Annotated in this window: 12 protein-coding genes and 1 pseudogene; 1 reads left to right on the forward strand and 12 read right to left on the reverse strand. The window is 66.9% G+C overall.

Features of this window, described 5'->3' with window-relative positions; all coding sequences use genetic code 11:
• Positions 1-810: 810 nt before the first annotated feature.
• Entirely contained in the window at positions 811-2,370 is a 1,560-nt protein-coding gene (locus GX414_06560) for a hypothetical protein (protein NLI46753.1), read from the reverse strand.
• Between the two features lie 755 nt (positions 2,371-3,125).
• Between GX414_06560 and GX414_06565 the strand changes: the two genes are divergently transcribed.
• Positions 3,126-3,986, forward strand: a complete 861-nt coding sequence (locus GX414_06565; GenBank protein NLI46754.1) for an SDR family NAD(P)-dependent oxidoreductase — start codon at positions 3,126-3,128, stop codon at positions 3,984-3,986.
• Between the two features lie 14 nt (positions 3,987-4,000).
• Here the strand turns inward: GX414_06565 and hydF are convergent, their stop codons facing one another.
• The 11 genes and pseudogenes from hydF to GX414_06620 form a co-directional block, all read right to left on the reverse strand.
• Positions 4,001-5,239: a [FeFe] hydrogenase H-cluster maturation GTPase HydF gene (gene hydF / locus GX414_06570; protein ID NLI46755.1), complete on the reverse strand. Its 1,239-nt coding sequence runs from the start codon at positions 5,237-5,239 to the stop codon at positions 4,001-4,003.
• 71 nt (positions 5,240-5,310) lie between these two features.
• On the reverse strand, positions 5,311-6,732 hold the full coding sequence (gene hydG, locus GX414_06575) for a [FeFe] hydrogenase H-cluster radical SAM maturase HydG (protein ID NLI46756.1): 1,422 nt from the start codon (positions 6,730-6,732) through the stop codon (positions 5,311-5,313).
• Positions 6,720-7,802: a [FeFe] hydrogenase H-cluster radical SAM maturase HydE gene (gene hydE, locus GX414_06580; protein NLI46757.1), complete on the reverse strand. Its 1,083-nt coding sequence runs from the start codon at positions 7,800-7,802 to the stop codon at positions 6,720-6,722. Before hydE ends, hydG begins: the two co-directional genes overlap by 13 nt.
• Positions 7,799-8,962, reverse strand: a complete 1,164-nt coding sequence (locus GX414_06585; protein ID NLI46758.1) for a hybrid sensor histidine kinase/response regulator — start codon at positions 8,960-8,962, stop codon at positions 7,799-7,801. The genes hydE and GX414_06585 overlap by 4 nt, the downstream gene beginning before the upstream one ends.
• The gene (locus GX414_06590) at positions 8,962-9,360 is read right to left on the reverse strand and encodes a response regulator (GenBank protein ID NLI46759.1); all 399 of its coding nucleotides are present in this window, start codon (positions 9,358-9,360) and stop codon (positions 8,962-8,964) included. Before GX414_06590 ends, GX414_06585 begins: the two co-directional genes overlap by 1 nt.
• A 50-nt stretch (positions 9,361-9,410) precedes the next feature.
• Positions 9,411-11,417, reverse strand: a complete 2,007-nt coding sequence (locus GX414_06595; protein ID NLI46760.1) for a 4Fe-4S binding protein — start codon at positions 11,415-11,417, stop codon at positions 9,411-9,413.
• Positions 11,418-11,431: 14 nt separating this feature from the next.
• Positions 11,432-13,153, reverse strand: a pseudogene (locus GX414_06600) (2Fe-2S iron-sulfur cluster binding domain-containing protein).
• 13 nt (positions 13,154-13,166) lie between these two features.
• On the reverse strand, positions 13,167-15,122 hold the full coding sequence (locus tag GX414_06605) for an NADH-quinone oxidoreductase subunit NuoF (GenBank protein ID NLI46761.1): 1,956 nt from the start codon (positions 15,120-15,122) through the stop codon (positions 13,167-13,169).
• Positions 15,109-15,585, reverse strand: a complete 477-nt coding sequence (gene nuoE, locus GX414_06610; GenBank protein ID NLI46762.1) for an NADH-quinone oxidoreductase subunit NuoE — start codon at positions 15,583-15,585, stop codon at positions 15,109-15,111. Before nuoE ends, GX414_06605 begins: the two co-directional genes overlap by 14 nt.
• Complete coding sequence (locus GX414_06615) at positions 15,582-16,193, reverse strand: redox-sensing transcriptional repressor Rex (protein NLI46763.1); 612 nt, start codon at positions 16,191-16,193, stop codon at positions 15,582-15,584. Before GX414_06615 ends, nuoE begins: the two co-directional genes overlap by 4 nt.
• Positions 16,194-16,579: 386 nt before the next feature.
• Positions 16,580-17,269, reverse strand: a complete 690-nt coding sequence (locus GX414_06620; protein NLI46764.1) for an Mpv17/PMP22 family protein — start codon at positions 17,267-17,269, stop codon at positions 16,580-16,582.
• Positions 17,270-17,354: the final 85 nt, after the last annotated feature.

The following is a 17,354-nucleotide window of genomic DNA, read 5'->3' on the forward strand; positions in this document are numbered from 1 at the left end:
CCACAGCGTCCGATTTCGAGCTCCGCAAAACAACACTCCATTTTGAATCGAGGACTGCAGGAGCACGCAGCCGTCGGACGGTTCGTCTGCCCCCGGCGACTTTCACATTCACGTTCATTTTCGCCCGGTGTCGATCGAACGACAATAGTTGTCTGAACTCTGGATCCGATCTCCAGCCCCATCTCGTGTCACACTGGCGTCACACTGAACCACAAAATCAGGTGGTTTCCGGCGGCGGTCCGCCATCGCCGGCGACAGTTCGAAAAAATCTATAAACGCTTGATTTTAAGACTATCCTGACACGATTTGGTATTGCCGGGTACTGCTTGGTGATGGGCTGTAAATGCCCGTCGGACGGCCTTCTAAGCCGGGGGTTGCAGGTTCGAGCCCTGCCGGGCGCGCCAATCTTTTCAATACGTTACAAGGATTTCGACAAATATTGTACTTGCCGGCGAGTGTGACCGATCGCTGCGACCTCCGCACAGGCGAGACGCCTGCGCGACGGCAGGCAAGATGCCTGCGCCACGGCAGGCGTGGACGCCTGCGCTACAGGTGCGACGATGAGAGTACGAATTCTTCCACGGAATCTGTTCAAAAACCTGTGAAAAAGAGCGGCCGTTGGCAGTGAAGAGGTTGAACACAAGCGGTTAGATCGAAATGCTCAGGCAGGCAGCAAAGTTGATGCGATGAGCGAGAGCTCCAATCGGATTGCCCAAGCAGGCAGCAAGGACAAGGCGATGAACGCAAGCGGTCGTACGGATCGTCGGAGCAGATAGCGCGGCTGCCGTGGGCGGGGTGTGGCGAATATTTCTACGGCTGTTGGGTGCTCTGTAAGTGATGGTTCATGGTGGGGGTGGGGACGAACCGCTCCCCGTCCCAGTACAGAACGGGGTCCAGCCGTTGGGCCGTCGAGGGGGAGAAGGCCTCCCGGATTTCCCCTTTTTCGAACAGCTTCTGTTGGATCAGCGGATAGTAGCTGCTGAACTCCACCCGCGCCGACGTCAGGCGGTGATCCAAAAACCAGTCCACCGTGCAGCCGATCTGGAGCGGGCTGTAATCGACGGGCAATCGCGCCAGAATCCGGTCCGGGGTGATTTGAATCAAGTACACACACCCCACCGCCACCAGTCGATCCTGCAGCGGATCCCGCGGGAAGAGCAGGTAGTGCATGACCGGGCCCACGGGCCGGTCGAGGCAGCGGTAGTCGGGGGTGTCCGGCTGGGGCGAGCAGCCCGAGATGGCGCCCAGGCGCAGGGCAAACAGCGTCCCCTTCTTGTAGCCGTTGTTGCACCCGCCCACCAGGATCTCCCGGGTGCCGTCCCCGTCCAGGTCCAGGTAGTTCATCTCGTCCACCCAGCCGCTGTTGATGAAGTCGCCGCGCACGCGTCCGGCGGGATCCAGCACCGCGACTTTGGCCGGGTAGATCCGGTTGTGCTTGGCCAGGACGACGATCTCGCGCCGGCTGTCCCCGTCCAGGTCCACCGCGTCGAAACAGAGCATCCAGCACGCGTCCGCCGCTTCGGAGGCGAACCGGACGCGCTGTCCGGGCTGGTAGCGCCAGCGCGTCCGGCCGGCATCGTCCAGGCAGTACAGCACCCACGGCTCCGGGACCGTGGGGTCGGCGTCGCCGGTCGCCGCGAGCACTTCGTTGCGGCCGTCGGCGTCCAGATCGACGCACACCGGCTGGCCCGTGATGGAGCGGTTGAGGGTGAAGTTGAAAGCGTCGTTTGACGCCAGCGGTTTGGGGAGCACCCGGCGCCACAGCTCGCGGCCGTCGGCGTCCCGGCCGACGAGCGTCGCGCCCGTCGCCTCCACCCGGTGCAGTCCGGCCGCCGCACCGCCTCCTCCCCCGATCGCCAGCCAGGCCAGACCGGCGGCCAGCGCGATCCCCGCCGCCCCGCCCAGCCGGACCCACGATCGCCGGAGCAGGGTTTTCAGCGAGCGCCGGGGCGCTTCACCGGGTTCCACCTGACCGTCGGCAGGGTCTGTCCCGGCCGGGTCGCCACTGGAATCGGCCAGGGTGACCGTCGGTACTTCGCCATCGCCAGTGCCGGCGAAGGCGGCGTGTTCCGACGCAGCCGCATTCGGCGGCGGGCGAATTTCGTCCGGTTCGGCCGGGGCGGGTGTGGCGATATCCCCGTTGATCTCGTTGAGATCCGCCGTGCGGTTGCCATTCACCCCGTTGGTCGAGCCGGGGTGGTACCACGCGTCCAGTTCGTCGGTGAAGGCGAACACCCGGTGGCCCGGCTCGCCGGTGATGCGGAACACCGGCAGCCGGCTGTCGCGTTCCCACCGCTGGGCGGTCCGCACGGTGCAGCCCAGATGGTCGGCGATTTCTTTCCAGGATGTGAGCTTGCGCCGCGCCCCCATTCATCCTCTCTCGATCCAACGACTATACGGATGAAATTATAGATGATCCGCCGGTCACAAACGCAAGATCAATCTGTTGAGGGCTCAAATAGGCAGCGTGTTTTCGAAGTGTCGCTCGAAGTCGCGCCTTGCCGCTTGAACTGAAATGCTTCGCCCAAAGCGAGGAGATACCGGGACAGTCAAGCTGACTTTTTGGTCATGGTTTGTCGAGTCAAGAACATCAGCGCACGGACGCATGGCAGAGGTTCTGAACGATGCCGCATCAGCAGGGTAGTCTGGAGTGCGCAGACGTGTCGGCGCACTCTGAACCGACGCCGCATCCCCACAATCGTGTCGCTGGAACTCGCGGCGGATATACTGCGGGGAACCACAGGCGAGATGCCTGCGCCACCACAGGCGGGATGCTTGCGCCACATACGGGCCGCGGTTTGCGGTGCGCGGTTGAAAACGGAGGGAAGGGGCCGGATAATGGGGGCGGGTCGAGAAGAGCCATCGAGCGGGCAATCGTGACCGGAGCCATCGAGGGAGCCGGCGGGCCCGGAGCCGACGAGCATGCCGGCGGAACGGGAGCCGCCGGGCGGATCGGCCGTGCAACCGAGTGCGGCTGGACGGACCGGATGCCGATTCGCCGCTGCGGGACGTGACGGACAAACCGGTCGCCCGCCGTCAACCCGCCCGAATCAGGCGTCCCGGTTCCCGGCCCGCGGCGGGCCGGTTGCCACGACCGCGGTGGCCGTCAAAGGAGCAGCCAATTCATGAAGCGGTTTCCCAGCCGGCGCGTCCTCATCACCGGCGCGGGCTCCGGGCTCGGCCGGGCCCTGGCCCTGGAGTTCGCCCGCCGGGGCTGGCGGGTCGCCGTGGCCGAGATCGACGCCGGGCGCGCGAAGGAGACGGCACGGCGGGTCCGGGCGGCCGGCGGCGAGGCGCTGGAGATCCCCTGCGACGTCTGCCGCCCCGAAGACCTGGAAGCGGCGGCGCGCGTCGTCGGCGACGCCTGGGGCGGACTCGACATCCTGGTGAACAACGTCGGCAGCGTGGCCGCCGGCCGCTTCGAGCAGATCCCCCTCGCGGAGTGGGACCGCATCCTGACCGTCAACCTCCGAAGCGTGATCCACGGCTGCCGCGCCTTCATCCCCGGCTTCAAGGCGCAGGGCGGCGGCCACATCGTCAACATCGCCTCCGCCGCCGGGTTCGCCACGTATCCCGAGATGGCCGGCTACAACGCGTCCAAGGCCGCGGTGATCGCCCTGTCCGAGACCCTGCGGGTGGAGCTGGCGCCCCACCGGGTGGGCGTGACGGTGGTCTGCCCCACCTACTTCCGGTCCAACATCATGGAGGGCTTCACTTCCACCGACGCGCGCCAGCGGCGGATGGCCGAGGTGCTGCTCCGGCGCGCCCGGACCACCGCCGACGCGATCGCCCGCCGCGTGGTCCGCGCCGTCGGCCGCGGACGGTTCCGCGTGATCACCCCGCTGGGCGGACGGGCGATCTGGCTGTGCCAGCGGCTGTTCCCCGGGTTGTACCTGCGGGGCCTGACCGCGGTGTACCGCAGCGGCTATCTGGAGAAGACATTCCGGGGACGGCGGCGTCCGCCGGCAGCGGATCAACGTCCCTGACGGATCGCGCGCCGTCAGGACGCCGGCGCCGACGCGGCGCGCCAGGCCGCCAGGGCGGCGGGGAAGGGGGCGAGGGCGCGGTCGAGAATTCCCATGGTCGCGGCGATGGCCAGACCGTAGTTGGTCACCGGCACGCCGGCGGCACGGCCGCGCAGGATCCGGCCCAACATCTCCCGGCGGTTCTGCATGCAGCCGCCGCAGTGCACCACGAGGCGGTAGCGATCCAAGTCCGCCGGGAAATCGTGCCCCTGGACGGTGTCGAACTCGAGGGGGCCGCCCACATGCTCGGTGAGCCAGCGCGGCAGCTTGATCCGGCCGATGTCGTCGGCGATGGGATGGTGGCTGCACGCCTCGGCCACCAGCACCCGGTCGCCAGGCCGGAGGGCGGTGATGGCCGCCGCGCCCCGGGCCAGCTCGGCCAGGTCGCCCTTGAAGCGGGCGAAGAGGATGGAGAACGAGGTCAGCGGCACCGCCGGCGGCGTGTCGGCGGCCACCTGGCGGAAGGCCTGGGAGTCGGTGACCACGATGGCGGGGGGCCGGGTGAGGCGCTCCAGCACGCCGCGCAGCTCGCGCTCTCTGGTCACGAGGCAGGCGGCGTCGCCGTCGAGCAGGTCGCGGATGGTCTGGACCTGAGGCAGGATGAGGCGTCCCCGCGGCGCCTCCTTGTCGATGGGCACCACGAGCACGGCCAGCTCGCCGGGCGGGACGAGGTCGCGTAGAATGGCGGGGGCGTCGATGAAATCGTCGGGCGCGGCCCGCAGGATGGCTTCGCGCAGCGCCGCCAGCCCCTCGCCGGTGCGGGCGCAGGTCCGCACCACGGGCACTTTTCGTGCCGCCAGCCCGGCCAGGACGTCGTCCGCTGGCGCGGCGACATCCACCTGGTTGAACACTGCGACGGCGGCCACCCCGCGGCGGGCGAACTCGCCGAGGAGCGCCTCCTCGAATTCGCCCCAGCCAGCCGGACCGGCGACCACCAGGCCGAGATCCGTCCGGTCCAGGACCTGGCGGGTCCGGACGATCCGCAGGTCGCCCAAGGCGCCGGTGTCATCGATCCCCGCGGTGTCGATGAACAGCACCGGGCCCAGGGGGAGGAACTCCATGGGCTTTTCCACCGGATCGGTGGTGGTCCCCGCCTCGGGCGAAACGATGGAGACCGACTGCCGGACCAGCGCATTGAGCAGGGAGCTCTTGCCGACGTTGCGCCGGCCGAAGAACCCGATGTGCAACCGCATGCCGCGGGGGGCTTTGTTCATATTCACCTGCCGACCGTTTGAGCGGGTCGCCCGCGCCCGGACGCGGACGCCCGGAGCCGCGCTCGCGCCGCTCAGAGATAAATGTCCCGCTCGCCGCCGCGGATCCGCGCCAATCGGGCCTCCAGGCGGCTCCGGGCGGGGGCGTCAGCGAAGCGGTCAAGCTCGCGGGCCAGCAGTGCCTCGCCCGCGGCGCGGGTTTCGGGGGACGCGTAATCCTCGAGGTACTCGGCGAGGGTCATCAGGGCGTTGGGGGTGCAGAAGCGCTGGATGAACCCGGGGATGGCGTATTCCATGAAGTGCTCGCCGGTGCGGTTGAGGCGGTAGCAGGAGGTGCAGAAGCTGGGGATGAAGCCGTCCTGCAGGAGCTGGCGGATGGTCTCGTCCAGCGAGCGGATGTCGCCCAGCTCGAACTGCTCCCGCTCCATGCACTGCGCGTCACCGGCCTCGGTGTAGCCGCCCAGCTCGAGCCGGCTGCCGGCGTCGATCTGGGACACGCCGAAGCCCAGCAGCTCGCGGCGGATTTCCGGAGTCTCCCGTGCGGTCAGGATGAGGCCGGTGTACGGCACGGCCAGGCGCAGGATGGCGATGAGCCGCTTGAAGTCGGCGTCGGCGACCGACCAGGCCGGGTCCATCCGCACGCCGCAGGCGGGGCGGATCCGCGGGAAGCTGATGGTGTGCGGCCCGACGCCGTAGCGCTTCTGCAGATGGCGGGCGTGGCTGATGAGCCCGAGCAGCTCAAAGCGCCAGTCGTAGAGCCCGAACAGCACGCCCAGCCCCACGTCGTCGAGACCGGCCTCCATGGCCCGGGACAGGCCGTCCAGGCGCCATAGATAGTTGCCCTTCCGGGTATGGGCCGGATGGTAGCGGGCGTAGGTGGGGTGGTGGTAGGTCTCCTGGAAGATCTGATAGGTGCCGATCCCCGCCTCTTTGATGACCCGGTAGCCGGCATGGTCGAACGGAGCAGCGTTGATATTGACCCGACGGATCTCGCCGTGCCCGACGCGGATGCCGTACACCTGGCGGGTGACGGCGGCGATGAACTCGGCGTCGTAGCTGGGATGCTCGCCGAACACCAGGATCAGCCGCTTGTGGCCCTGCTGTTCCAGGGCCGTCACCTGCTGGTGCAGCTCCTCGGGCTGCAGCGTGCGCCGGATCACGTCGGAGTTGGACTGGCGAAAGGCGCAGTAGCCGCACTCGTTGAGGCATTCGTTGCCGATGTACAACGGGGCGAACAGAACGATCCGGTTGCCGTAGACGTCGCGCTTGAGCTGCCGCGCGGACTCGAAAATTTCCTCCTCCAGCGCCGGATCCGCGGTCCGGATCAGCACCGCCGTCTCCTCGAGGTTCAGGGCTTCCTTGGCCATGCTTTTGGCGAGCACGTCCCGGACCCTGGCGGGTTCCGGCGGCGGCCCGCTGATCAGCCGGGCCAGCCGGTCGTCATCGATGAAGTCGACCGCATGGGGGCTCAAGTTGGATTCGTTCACTTCGACCATGATGGACACTCCTTCGGGCGGGACGTCACGTCCTCCCGGTGCACGGCGCCGCCCGGCCCCCGGCCGACACTTCGGCTCAGGGACACCACCAGCGCCTGGACGGCACGGACGGCCTCGACCCGGTCGGCGGTCAGCGGGGTCTTGCCGGGATAGATGGCATACAGGTCTCGATAGCCGGGCGGCGTGAGATCGGGCATGATCACGTTGGCGCCCCGCTGCAGGCCGAGCGCATAGCCGTGGTCACGGTCGGCGGTCGCCAGGGCGGTGGTCGCGGGGATGTTCGCGTCCGGGCAGACCAGCCGGGCCAGCGCCATGGCCTTGGTGGCCATGACCGCGGAGTTGGGCACCTGGTCGGCGGTGGCGTCCGTGACCGTTTGGCCGGGCTGGCCGAGCGGCGTCTCGGGGTGGGGCAGATACGGCCCGAGCCCGATCATGTCCAGCCGCAGCTCGCCGAGTCGTTCAATGTCCCGCGCGAGATCCCGATACGTCTGGCCGGGGATCCCCACCATGACGCCGCTGCCGACTTCGTAGCCGAGACGGCGCAAGCTCCGCAGCACGGCCAGCCGGTCACGGGCCTCGCCGGGCCGGGCGGGATGAATCCGGCGGTAGAGTTCCGGGTTGGACGTTTCAAACCGCAGCAGGTACCGGTCGGCACCTGCGTCGCGCCAGGCCGCCAGCTCGTCGTCGTCGCGCTCCCCCAGGCTCAGGGTGACGGCCAGTGCCGTCTCCGCCTTGATGCGACGGACGAGGCCGGCGATGCCGTCGCGGGTCAGGCCGGGATCTTCGCCCGCCTGGAGCACCACCGTGCCCAGGCCGAGTGACGCCGCCAACCGCACGCAGTCCATGATGTCGGTCTCGGTCAGCCGATAGCGGATCAGCTCGTTCCGGCCGGCCCGGATCCCGCAATAGGCGCACTGCCGGCGGCAGTGATTCGAGATCTCCAACAGCCCGCGCAGGTGCACGGCATCGCCCACGTGCTGCCGGCGGACGCCGTCGGCCATCGCCCAGAGGCGCTCCAGGCGCCCGGCGTCCTCTTCGCGCAGCCAGGTCTCGATCTCCGACATGGTCATACGGCAGGCTCCGCTGTGCTCCGGGCGTCGTCGCCATGGGCGGGGTCCAGCCACACGCTGAACATGCTGCCCTCGCCGGGGGTGCTGTCCACCGTCACTTCGCCGCCGTAGAGATGGGCCAGCCGCCGGACGATGGACAGTCCGAGTCCGCTGCCCAGAATCTTGCGGGTCTGCTCGTTCTTGATCCGGACGAACTCACCGAACAGCCGGCCCACTTCCTCCGGGGTCATGCCGATCCCGGTGTCGGCCACCCGGATCCAGACCCGGCCCGCCTCGCGGGCGATCGTCAGGGTGACGCGTCCGTCATCGCGGTTGTACTTCACGGCGTTGGACAGCAGGTTGTTCAGGATGATCTCGATCTCGCCGCGGTCGGCGGTCATGACAACGGGTCCGGCCGGTTCGAACACCAGTTCGATCCGGCGCGCGGCGGCGGACGGCTGTACCGTTTCCAGACAGAGGCGGGCGATCGCCACCAGATCGTGTTCCGCCAGCTCGCGCTTCTTCTGTCCCGATTCGATCCGGGTCAGGTCCAGCAGATCGAAGATCAGCTTGCGCATGCCCTCGAGGCGCAGCAGCGATCGGTCGACGACCTGGTTGTACGTTTGCGGCTCCATGCCGGCCGGCAGATCCTTGAGGAGGCACAGATAGCCTTCGATGGCCGCGATCGGCGCCTTGAGCTCGTGGGCCAGGACGGACAGGAACTGGAACCGGATCTGCCGCTTCTCGCGAGCCAGCTCGTCGGCACGGCGCTGGAGCAGGTAGTGGTGCGCCGCCTTCCGCACCGTCATCCGCAGCTCCTCCGGTGTGAACGGCTTGGCCAGAAAATCGAACGCGCCCAGCTTGGTGGCCCGAATCGCCGTCTCCAGCGAGGCGTAGGCCGTGATCATGACGGTGAGCAGCTCGATCTTCCGCTCCACGATCCGGTCCAGCACATCCAGGCCGGACATGCCGGGCAGCTTGTGATCGAGCAGCAGCAATTGCGGCCGGAAGGATGGGATGACCTCGAGGCCCTCCTCGCCGCTGGCGGCCTGTCGGAGGTCGAATCCCAGCTTCGCCTCCAGGTCGGGGAAGTCGACCTGGAACTGGCGGAGCGTGCGCTCGGCCGCCAGGCGCATCCCCGGCTCGTCATCGACGATGAGGATCCGCATCGTTTCGGCCATCATGCCTCCGGCAGCAGGCGGCGGATTTCCCGGATGATCTGCTCGAACCGCACCGGCTTGGCCAGGAGGGCGTCGGCCTTGACCCAGGCGCGTTCATCGGCCGAGATGGTGTCGAACCGTAGCCCGGTGGCGCTGGTGACGGCCGTGGTCAGGATCACCGGGATGGTGGGATCCTGCTGCTTGATCCGGTGGCACAGCACGAAACCGCCGTCCAGATGCTCCATCATCAGGTCCGAGATCACCAGATCCGGCCGGCCCTCCCGCAGGACCTGTTCGGCCTCCTGTTCGCCGAACGCCGTGCGGACGGCGAATCCGGCCGCCTTCAGGGAAATCTGGAGCTGCTGGACGAAGTCGATGTCATCGTCGATGACCAGAATCGTGTGTTTCGGTTGTTGCATGGTGCGTGTCTCCTTGTTATCGGCCGGGTGGTGGCCGGGTGACGGGCCGGCTAATCTTGCGGGCCGCGGCGGGGCAGCTTCACCCGGAACGTGGTGCCCGTCGGTCCCGCTGCGGGATCGGCGTTGGACTCCACGGCGATGTTGCCGCGGTGCATTTTCACGATGCCGTACGACACCGCCAGGCCGAGGCCGGTGCCCTTGCCGATCTGTTTGGTCGTGAAAAAGGGCGAAAAAACCTTCTTGATGTTTTCCTTGGGGATGCCGATCCCTGTGTCCTCCACCTCGATCACCAGGTCGTCGTGCTCGAGGTGGGTCCGCACGGTGAGGCGGCCGCCGTCGGGCATGGCCGCGTAGGCGTTGTCCACCAGGTTGATGATCACCTGGGACACCTGGTCCCGGTCCAGTTCGACGACCGGGTCGTCGAGCTGATGCTCCACCTGCACGGTTACCCCGGTCGGAGTCGGAATCGCCTGCAGGTTGCGCTCGACGAGCTCCCGGATGTCGATGGGCTGGTGCAGGACCTTGTTTTGGCGGGCGAAATCCAGCAGGCCGGCGACGATCTTCTTGCAGCGGTCGGCCTGCTCGGTGATCATCCGCAGATCCTCCCGCAGCGGCGAATCGGGGGGGCACTCGTCGTGCAGCAGGTGCGAATACATCAGCACGACACCCAGCGGATTGTTGACCTCGTGGGCGATGCCGGCCGCCAGCTGCCCCATGCTGGCCAGTTTCTCCGAGTGCATCAGCGCCTCCTGGGTGTCCTGGAGCTGCTGGTGCGACTGGGCCAGCTCGCTCACCGCCCGGCGGAGCTGATCGATGGTGTGGGGCAGGCACATCTCGCTCTGGGCCACACCGCGGGCGATGGCCTCGGCGTGCTCGATGCAGGTATCGTAGCCGCAGGCGCCGCAGTTGAGCTCGTCCTCCGGCGCCAGCTTGCCGATCCGGGTCATGATCTCCCGGATCAGGTCCCGGGACGGCGCCGTGTGGCGCTGATCGTCGACGCAGAAATCGACCCCGAGGTCCAGATCGGCGAACCGGGCCATCTCCGCCTCCCAGGCCGGCCAGTCCATGCCCTCGTGACGCGTGCGGGCGAATCGGCTGAGCTGGGTGCGGCGGACGAACAGGGGGCTCTTGACGCTCATCCCGGCGCCCATGGTGCAGCCGTTGCAGCAGAGCAGCTCCAGCAGCCGGGCGTTGAGGGCGCCCGAATCGAATTCCTTGATGGCTTCGACGAAATTGGTCCGTCCCTCCGCCGCCACGTAGTCGACGGTCAGCAGGTCCTCCTGAATGGCCGAGCTCTGGAACATGCCCCCGCTGAGTGGATACAGGGTGCCGAGACCGCCCAGCGGCGGGTCGAAGTCGGCGGGATCCGCGTCCCAGCACTCGATGCCGCGGTGGACCAGCAGGCGCCGGAGTTCGCGGAAGGTCATCACGGCGTCCACCTCGCCGGCCAACGTGTCCCGGGCGGCCTCCCCCTTTTTGGCGATGCAGGGGCCGATAAAGACGATGCGCAGGGGGGCGGGGCGGCTGCGCCGCAGCGCCCGGGCCGTGGCGATCATCGGCGAGGCGATGGGGGTCAGATAGCTGACCAGGTCGGGGTGGTATTTCTCGATGTAGGCGACGACCGCCGGGCAGGCGGTGGTGATGTAATGGCGGACCGGATCCTTGTCGAGGAGCTGCCGCAGCGCCCGGGAGACCAGATCCGCACCGAAGGCCACCTCGTGGACGGAGGCGAACCCGAGCTGTTTCAGGGCTCCGACCACGCGGCGGTAGTCCTGGTCCGGAAATTCGGCCGGATAGCTGGGCGCCACGAGCGCCGCCACCGGGACGCCGTCCGCCAGCATGGCCGTGACCGCGTCGATGGAGCTGGCGGCCTGTTTGGCGTCCTGGCTGCAGACCCGGATGCAGTTGCCGCAGCCGATGCACCGCTCGGGGATCACCTCGGCCTGCCCGTCCAGGATCCGGATGGCCTTGGCCGGACACTCGCGCACGCAGGTGTAGCAGACGCGGCAGCGTTCCCGGATGGTCTGGATGTAGTGGGGGGCGGCGGCTTCGCTCATGGGTCTACCAGGCGTTATTGCAGGACGTCGCGGTGATGGTAGTGAGTGTGCAGCAGCTCGTGGCTTCGCTCGCCCAGCGGCTCACCCAGGAATTCCTCGTAGAGCCGGGCGACTTCCTCGTTCCGATGGGAAGTCTGCACGGGAGCCTGCCGGTCGATCTCGTACAGGGCCGCCATGCGGGCGCGCAGGCGATCGGGGTCGGTCAGGTAGGGCTGGCCGCCGCCGGCGATGCAGCCGCCCGGGCAGGACATGATCTCGACGAAATGCAGCTGCCGTTCGCCGGAGCGGATGTCGTCCAGAATCTGCCGGGCGTTGGCCAGTCCGCTCGCCACGGCCACGTTCACCTCGAGGTCGCCGATCCGCACGGTGGCCGTCTTGATGCCGTTGAGGCCGCGGAGGGCGGTGACCTTGGGCGGATCGAGCTCGCGGCCGGTCAGCAGGAAGTGGGCCGTGCGGAGCGCCGCCTCCATCACGCCGCCGGTGGCCCCGAAGAGCTTGCCGGCGCTGGAGCGCTCGCCGAACGGGTGGTCGGCCTCCTCCGGTTCCAGCGAGGTGAAGTCGATACCCTGCATCCGGATCATGGCGGCCAGTTCCCGGGTGGTGATCACCGCGTCGATGTCGGGGCGGCCGTCGGGGGCCATCTCAGGGCGGGACGCCTCGAACTTCTTGGCCAGGCAGGGCATCACCGACACGCTGTAGATCCGCGCCGGGTCGATGCCGGTGCGCGAAGCGTAGAAGCTCTTGATGACCGCGCCGAGCATCTGCTGCGGGCTCTTGCAGGTGGAAACATGGTCGATGAGGTCCGGGTAGAACTCCTCGATGAACTTCACCCAGGCCGGCGAGCAGCTCGTGAACATGGGCAGCGGCCCGCCTGTCCGGATACGGTGGGCCAGCTCGGACGCCTCCTCCATGATGGTCAGGTCGGCCGAAAAGCTGGTGTCGAAGACCCGCTTGAACCCAAGCCGGCGTAGGGCGGCGTTCAGGATCCCGGCGACGTCCTGGCCTGGTTTCAGCCCGAACTCCTCGGCCAGGGTGACCGACACGGCCGGAGCGTGCTGGATCACCGCGATCCGTTCGGGGTCGGCCAGGGCGGCGCGGATCTCATCGGCCTGGTTCCGCTCCACCAGCGCGCCGGTGGGGCAGATCATGACGCACTGGCCGCAGTTGACGCAGCTCGATACGTTAAGTCCCTCGTTGAAGGCCGTCCCCACCACGGTCTTGCTGCCGCGGTTGATGAAGTTGATGGCCGAGACGCCCTGGATCTCCTCGCAGACGCGGACGCACTTGCCGCAGAGGATGCACTTGGCCGGATCCCGGATGATCGACGGACTGGACAGGTCGACCTTGTGGTCCACGGGGGTGCCTCAGAAGCGGCGCTGCTGGACGCCCAACTCCGCCGCCAGGGCCCGCAGTCGGCACGAGTCGTTCCGGTGGCAGTACAGACAGTCGTCGGGATGGTTGGCCAGCAGAAGCTCCACGATGGTTTTCCGGGCGCGCAGGGCGCGCGGGGAGTGGGTCTGGATTTTCATCCCGTCGCTCACCGGGTACGAGCAGGACGGGATCAGGCCGCGCTGTCCCTCGACCTCGACCACGCAGAGCCGGCAGGCGCCGTTGGGCAGGAGCGATTCCATGTGGCAGAGCGTGGGCACGGCGATACCGGCCCGCTTGAGGGCAGACAGGATGGTCTCGCCTTCCTGCGCCTGGATTGTCCGATTGTTGGCGTGCAATGTGATCATGGCGGGTTACTCCTCAGACCACCGCGACGGCTTGGAACCGGCAGACTTCCACGCAGGTGCCGCAGCCGATGCATTTGTCGGTGATGACGTAGTGGGGACTCTTGGCGACGCCCATGATGGCCCCGGCGGGGCATTTCTTTGCGCACAGGGTGCAGCCCTTGCAGCGCTCGGCGTCGATCCGATATTCCAGCAGGCCGGGGCAGACCTTCGACGGGCAGCGCCGCTCGAAGATGTGGCTCTCGTATTCGTGGCGGAACCAGCGCAGGGTGCTGATCACCGGATTGGGCGCGGTCTGGCCCAGGCCGCACAGGCTGGTGTCGCGGATCACCTCGGCCAGCTCGGCCAGGTGCATCACGCCCTTGAAGCGCTCGAGGGCCTGGTTGCCGGTCTCCTGACCGCGGCCGCGGGTGATGGCCTCCAGGATTTCCAGCATCCGTTTGGTGCCCTCCCGGCACGGGATGCACTTGCCGCAGCTTTCCCGCTGGATAAAGTCCATGAAGAACTTGGCCACGTCCACCATGCAGGTGTCCTCGTCCATGACCACGAGACCGCCCGAGCCCATCATGGCGCCCACGGTCTTGAGTGATTCGTAGTCCACCTGGATGTCGAGGTGCTGCTCCGGAATACAGCCGCCGGACGGGCCGCCGATCTGCACCGCCTTGTACTTCTTGCCGCCGGGGGTGCCGCCGCCCAGGTCGAAGATGATTTGGCGCATCGACGTGCCCATGGCGACTTCGATGAGCCCGGTGTTGGTCACCTTGCCGGACAGGGCGAAGACCTTGGTGCCTTTGCTGCTCGCGGTGCCCACCGCGTTGAACCAGGCGGCGCCGTTGGCGATGAGCGGCGGGATGTTGGCCAGGGTTTCCACGTTGTTGATGACGGTGGGCTTGCCGAACAGGCCGTTCTGGGCCGGATAAGGCGGCCGGGGGCGCGGCATGCCGCGCTTCCCCTCGATGCTGTGAATGAGCGCGGTCTCCTCGCCGCAGACGAAGGCGCCGGCGCCCTGCTTGATGACCACGGTCAGGTTGAAGCCGCTGTCCAGGATGTTGCGGCCGAGCAGGCCCCACTCCTCGGCCTGCTGAATGGCCCGCTTGAGGCGCTCGATGGCCAGCGGGTACTCGGCCCGGATGTAAACGTACGCCTTGGAGGCGCCGATGGCGTAGGCCGCCAGCGCCATACCCTCCAGCAGCCGATGCGGGTCGCCCTCGATGACGGCCCGGTCCATGAACGCGCCCGGGTCGCCTTCGTCGGCGTTGCAAATGAGGTACTTCTGGCTCCCCTCGTTCTGCCGGGCCAGCCGCCACTTGCGGCCGGTGGGGAAGCCGCCGCCGCCGCGGCCGCGCAGCCCGCTGAGCTCCACCTCGGTGATCACCTCGGCCGGCGTCTTGCTGTTCAGGGCCTGGACAAGGGCGGTATAGCCGCCCCGGGCGATGTATTCCTCGATCCGGGTGGGATCAATGCGGCCGCAGTTGGCCAGCACCCACCGGGTCTGGGGCGCGAAAAAGGGATGCTCGTCGATGAACGGCACACCGGCGTACGGCCGGTGGTCCGGGTGGCGGAACTGGCCCAGTCGCTCGTGTTCGGGGATCTGGTCGTTGCGGACGGCGTCGAGGATGGCAGGCACGCAGTCGGCGGTGACGTGGGTGAACGAGATTCGGGTGCGGCCGGGCATCTGGATGTCCAGGAGCGGTTCGGCCGAGCACATGCCGATGCAGCCCACTTCGACGAGTTCGGCGGCGAACTGGTGGGCCTGGCAGTAGTCCCGGACCGCCTGCGCCGTCTTCTTGGCTCCGGCGCCCAGACCGCAGGTGCCGGCGCCCACGAAGACCACCGGCTGCGCGACGAGATCGCGGCGCAGCCGAGGCGGCGAGTCGTTGAGCCGATCCGCCAGCCAGGGGGCGATGGCGCCGCCGGCGGCCGGAGACTGATCGGCGGGGTGAGAAACCGGGGTGGAGTTAGTTGCCTTCATGGGAGGTTGCCTTCTGCTTGAAGTTGTCCAGCAGCGCCGAGACTTTGTCCGGGGTCATGCTGGAATAGAATTCGCCGTTGATGCTGATGACCGGCGCCAGTCCGCAGGCGCCGATGCAGGCCACCACTTCCAGGCTGAAGAGGCCATCCCGGGTGGTCTGGCCGGGCTGGATCTTGAGCTGCTTGCAAATGATCTCCTGCAGCTTGGCGGAGCCCTTGACGTGGCAGGCCGTGCCGCGGCACAGCATGATGTGGTACCGTCCCTTGGCCTGGAAGCGGAACTGGTTGTAGAAGGTGGCCACGCCGTAGATTTTGCTGGCCGGCATCTTCAGGTGGCGGGAGATCCGGACCACGGCCTCGCGCGAGAGGAAGCCCTGGGATTCCTGAACGGCCTGTAGAATCGGAATCAGGCTGTCCCGCTTGGCGTCGGGGAAGCTGCGCAGGATCGAGTCGACGTCGTTCATGTTAGCACTTCCTTTTTCGATTTCAGTTGCATGGCGAAATAGGCGGTCCGTTCGAGGGAGGCGGTCATGTCGAGATTTTCGAGGTAGACACCGTGCGGCACCCGCACCCGGGTGGGCGCGCAGTCAAGGATCCCGGTGACTCCGCCCCGCACCAGCAGGTTGGCGACTTCCTGGGCAGCCTCGGCGGGCACGGCGATGATGCCGATGGAGATATGGAGTTCACGCACCCGCTCCACCAGTTCGGAAACCGGGTAGACCCGGCAGCCGTTGATGATCCGGTTGGTCTTGGCTGGATCGGAGTCAAACGCGGCTTCAATGGACAGAGTCGGGATGCGGCCCGGGAAGTAGTCCAGCAGGGCTCGGCCCAGGTTGCCCACACCCACCAGGGCGACGCGCTGGATGTCCTCGGGCGCCAGCACCCGGCGGAGGCATTCGGCCAAGGCATCAATCCGGTAACCTTTGGCGGGGGTGCCGGAAATGTCGATATCCATGAGATCCCGCCGCACCTGGGCCGCCGTCACATGCGCCATGGACGCCAACTGGTGGGAGAAGACGAACACGAGTCCTTGCTCCTCCATTTTCTTGAGGAGGCGGCGGTAATGGCTCAAGCGGCTGATCTGTTTTTCTGACAACATATTTATTAGTTGTTTTTGTATTTGTGAATATTTTCACTTTGTGAAATTATTCACATGGAGAATATGCCATCTGGCGACGGCGGTGTCAAGCGTTTTTTGTTATTTTTTTATTTTTTTACTAATAATGGATTTTAGATATTTCTGAAGCGCCAGTTGCAAGGAATGCCGGCCGGTGTGAAATTGGCAAAAAACCTATCAAATCAGCATGTTGTGATTAGTTCGAGATTGGGGGCGTCCTCTGTTATGGTCAGATGGGCTATACCGACGCAGCCGAAATCAGGCGTCGACAGGTTATAGTAATGTGTGGGATCCGGGTGGAAATGCCACCCACTGGTGACCGGTGTGCCACCCGCCGGGATTCAGCGTTTCATCCGCGCGGCGATGGCCAGCAGGACACCCAGCACGATGCCCAGCACGGCGGCGAACACGATCTGGTATTCGGGCGGGAGAAGGAAGGTGACGGTGTGGGCGGGGATCCAGAACAGCGGGATCGTCTTCTTGAAAACGAAATGCCACATCACCGGCCAGTTGAGCGCCGCCAGGATCTCGCCGAAGGCGATGGGCGTGAACAGCCCGCGCAAGCTGCCGCCTGTCCGGCCGATGTGGTCGTCGGTAATTTTGTGCAGGGTCATCATCCACGGGGCGAACACCAGGTTCATGGCCACGCTGACGGAGAACGAGGCCAGCAATTTCAACCCGGAGAACGGCTGCTTCAGGATGTCCGGCGGCAGCACGGTCCCCAGCTCGGCCAGGAAGCGCGGGGTGCCGGCGGTGAAGATGGTGAAGGCGGCCTTGATCGCCACGCCCAGCACGCCCCACACCACGGCCCGGGGCAGGATGCCGAAGCCCGGCTGGTTGTAGCGCCCGGTGCGGATGCGCAAGCCCAGGCATTCGCCCAGGGTGGCCAGCACGGCGAATTTGAGAAAGCTGAGCAGCAGAGGATGTTGGGCGTTGGCGACTTTGTATGCGGCCAGGGCGACCGGAGAGAGAAAGAAGGGGGCAAACAGGGCCACCACCAGCGCGGCGAACACGAAATCCTTCGGTTTCAAGAGAACCTCCAAGGGCGCATCATGGCGAAGCCGTTGCCGGCGGCGGCGACACGGCGACCGACACCAACCGCCGGATCGCGGCGCG

Source organism: Acidobacteriota bacterium, assembly GCA_012517875.1.
Classification (GTDB): domain Bacteria; phylum Acidobacteriota; class JAAYUB01; order JAAYUB01; family JAAYUB01; genus JAAYUB01.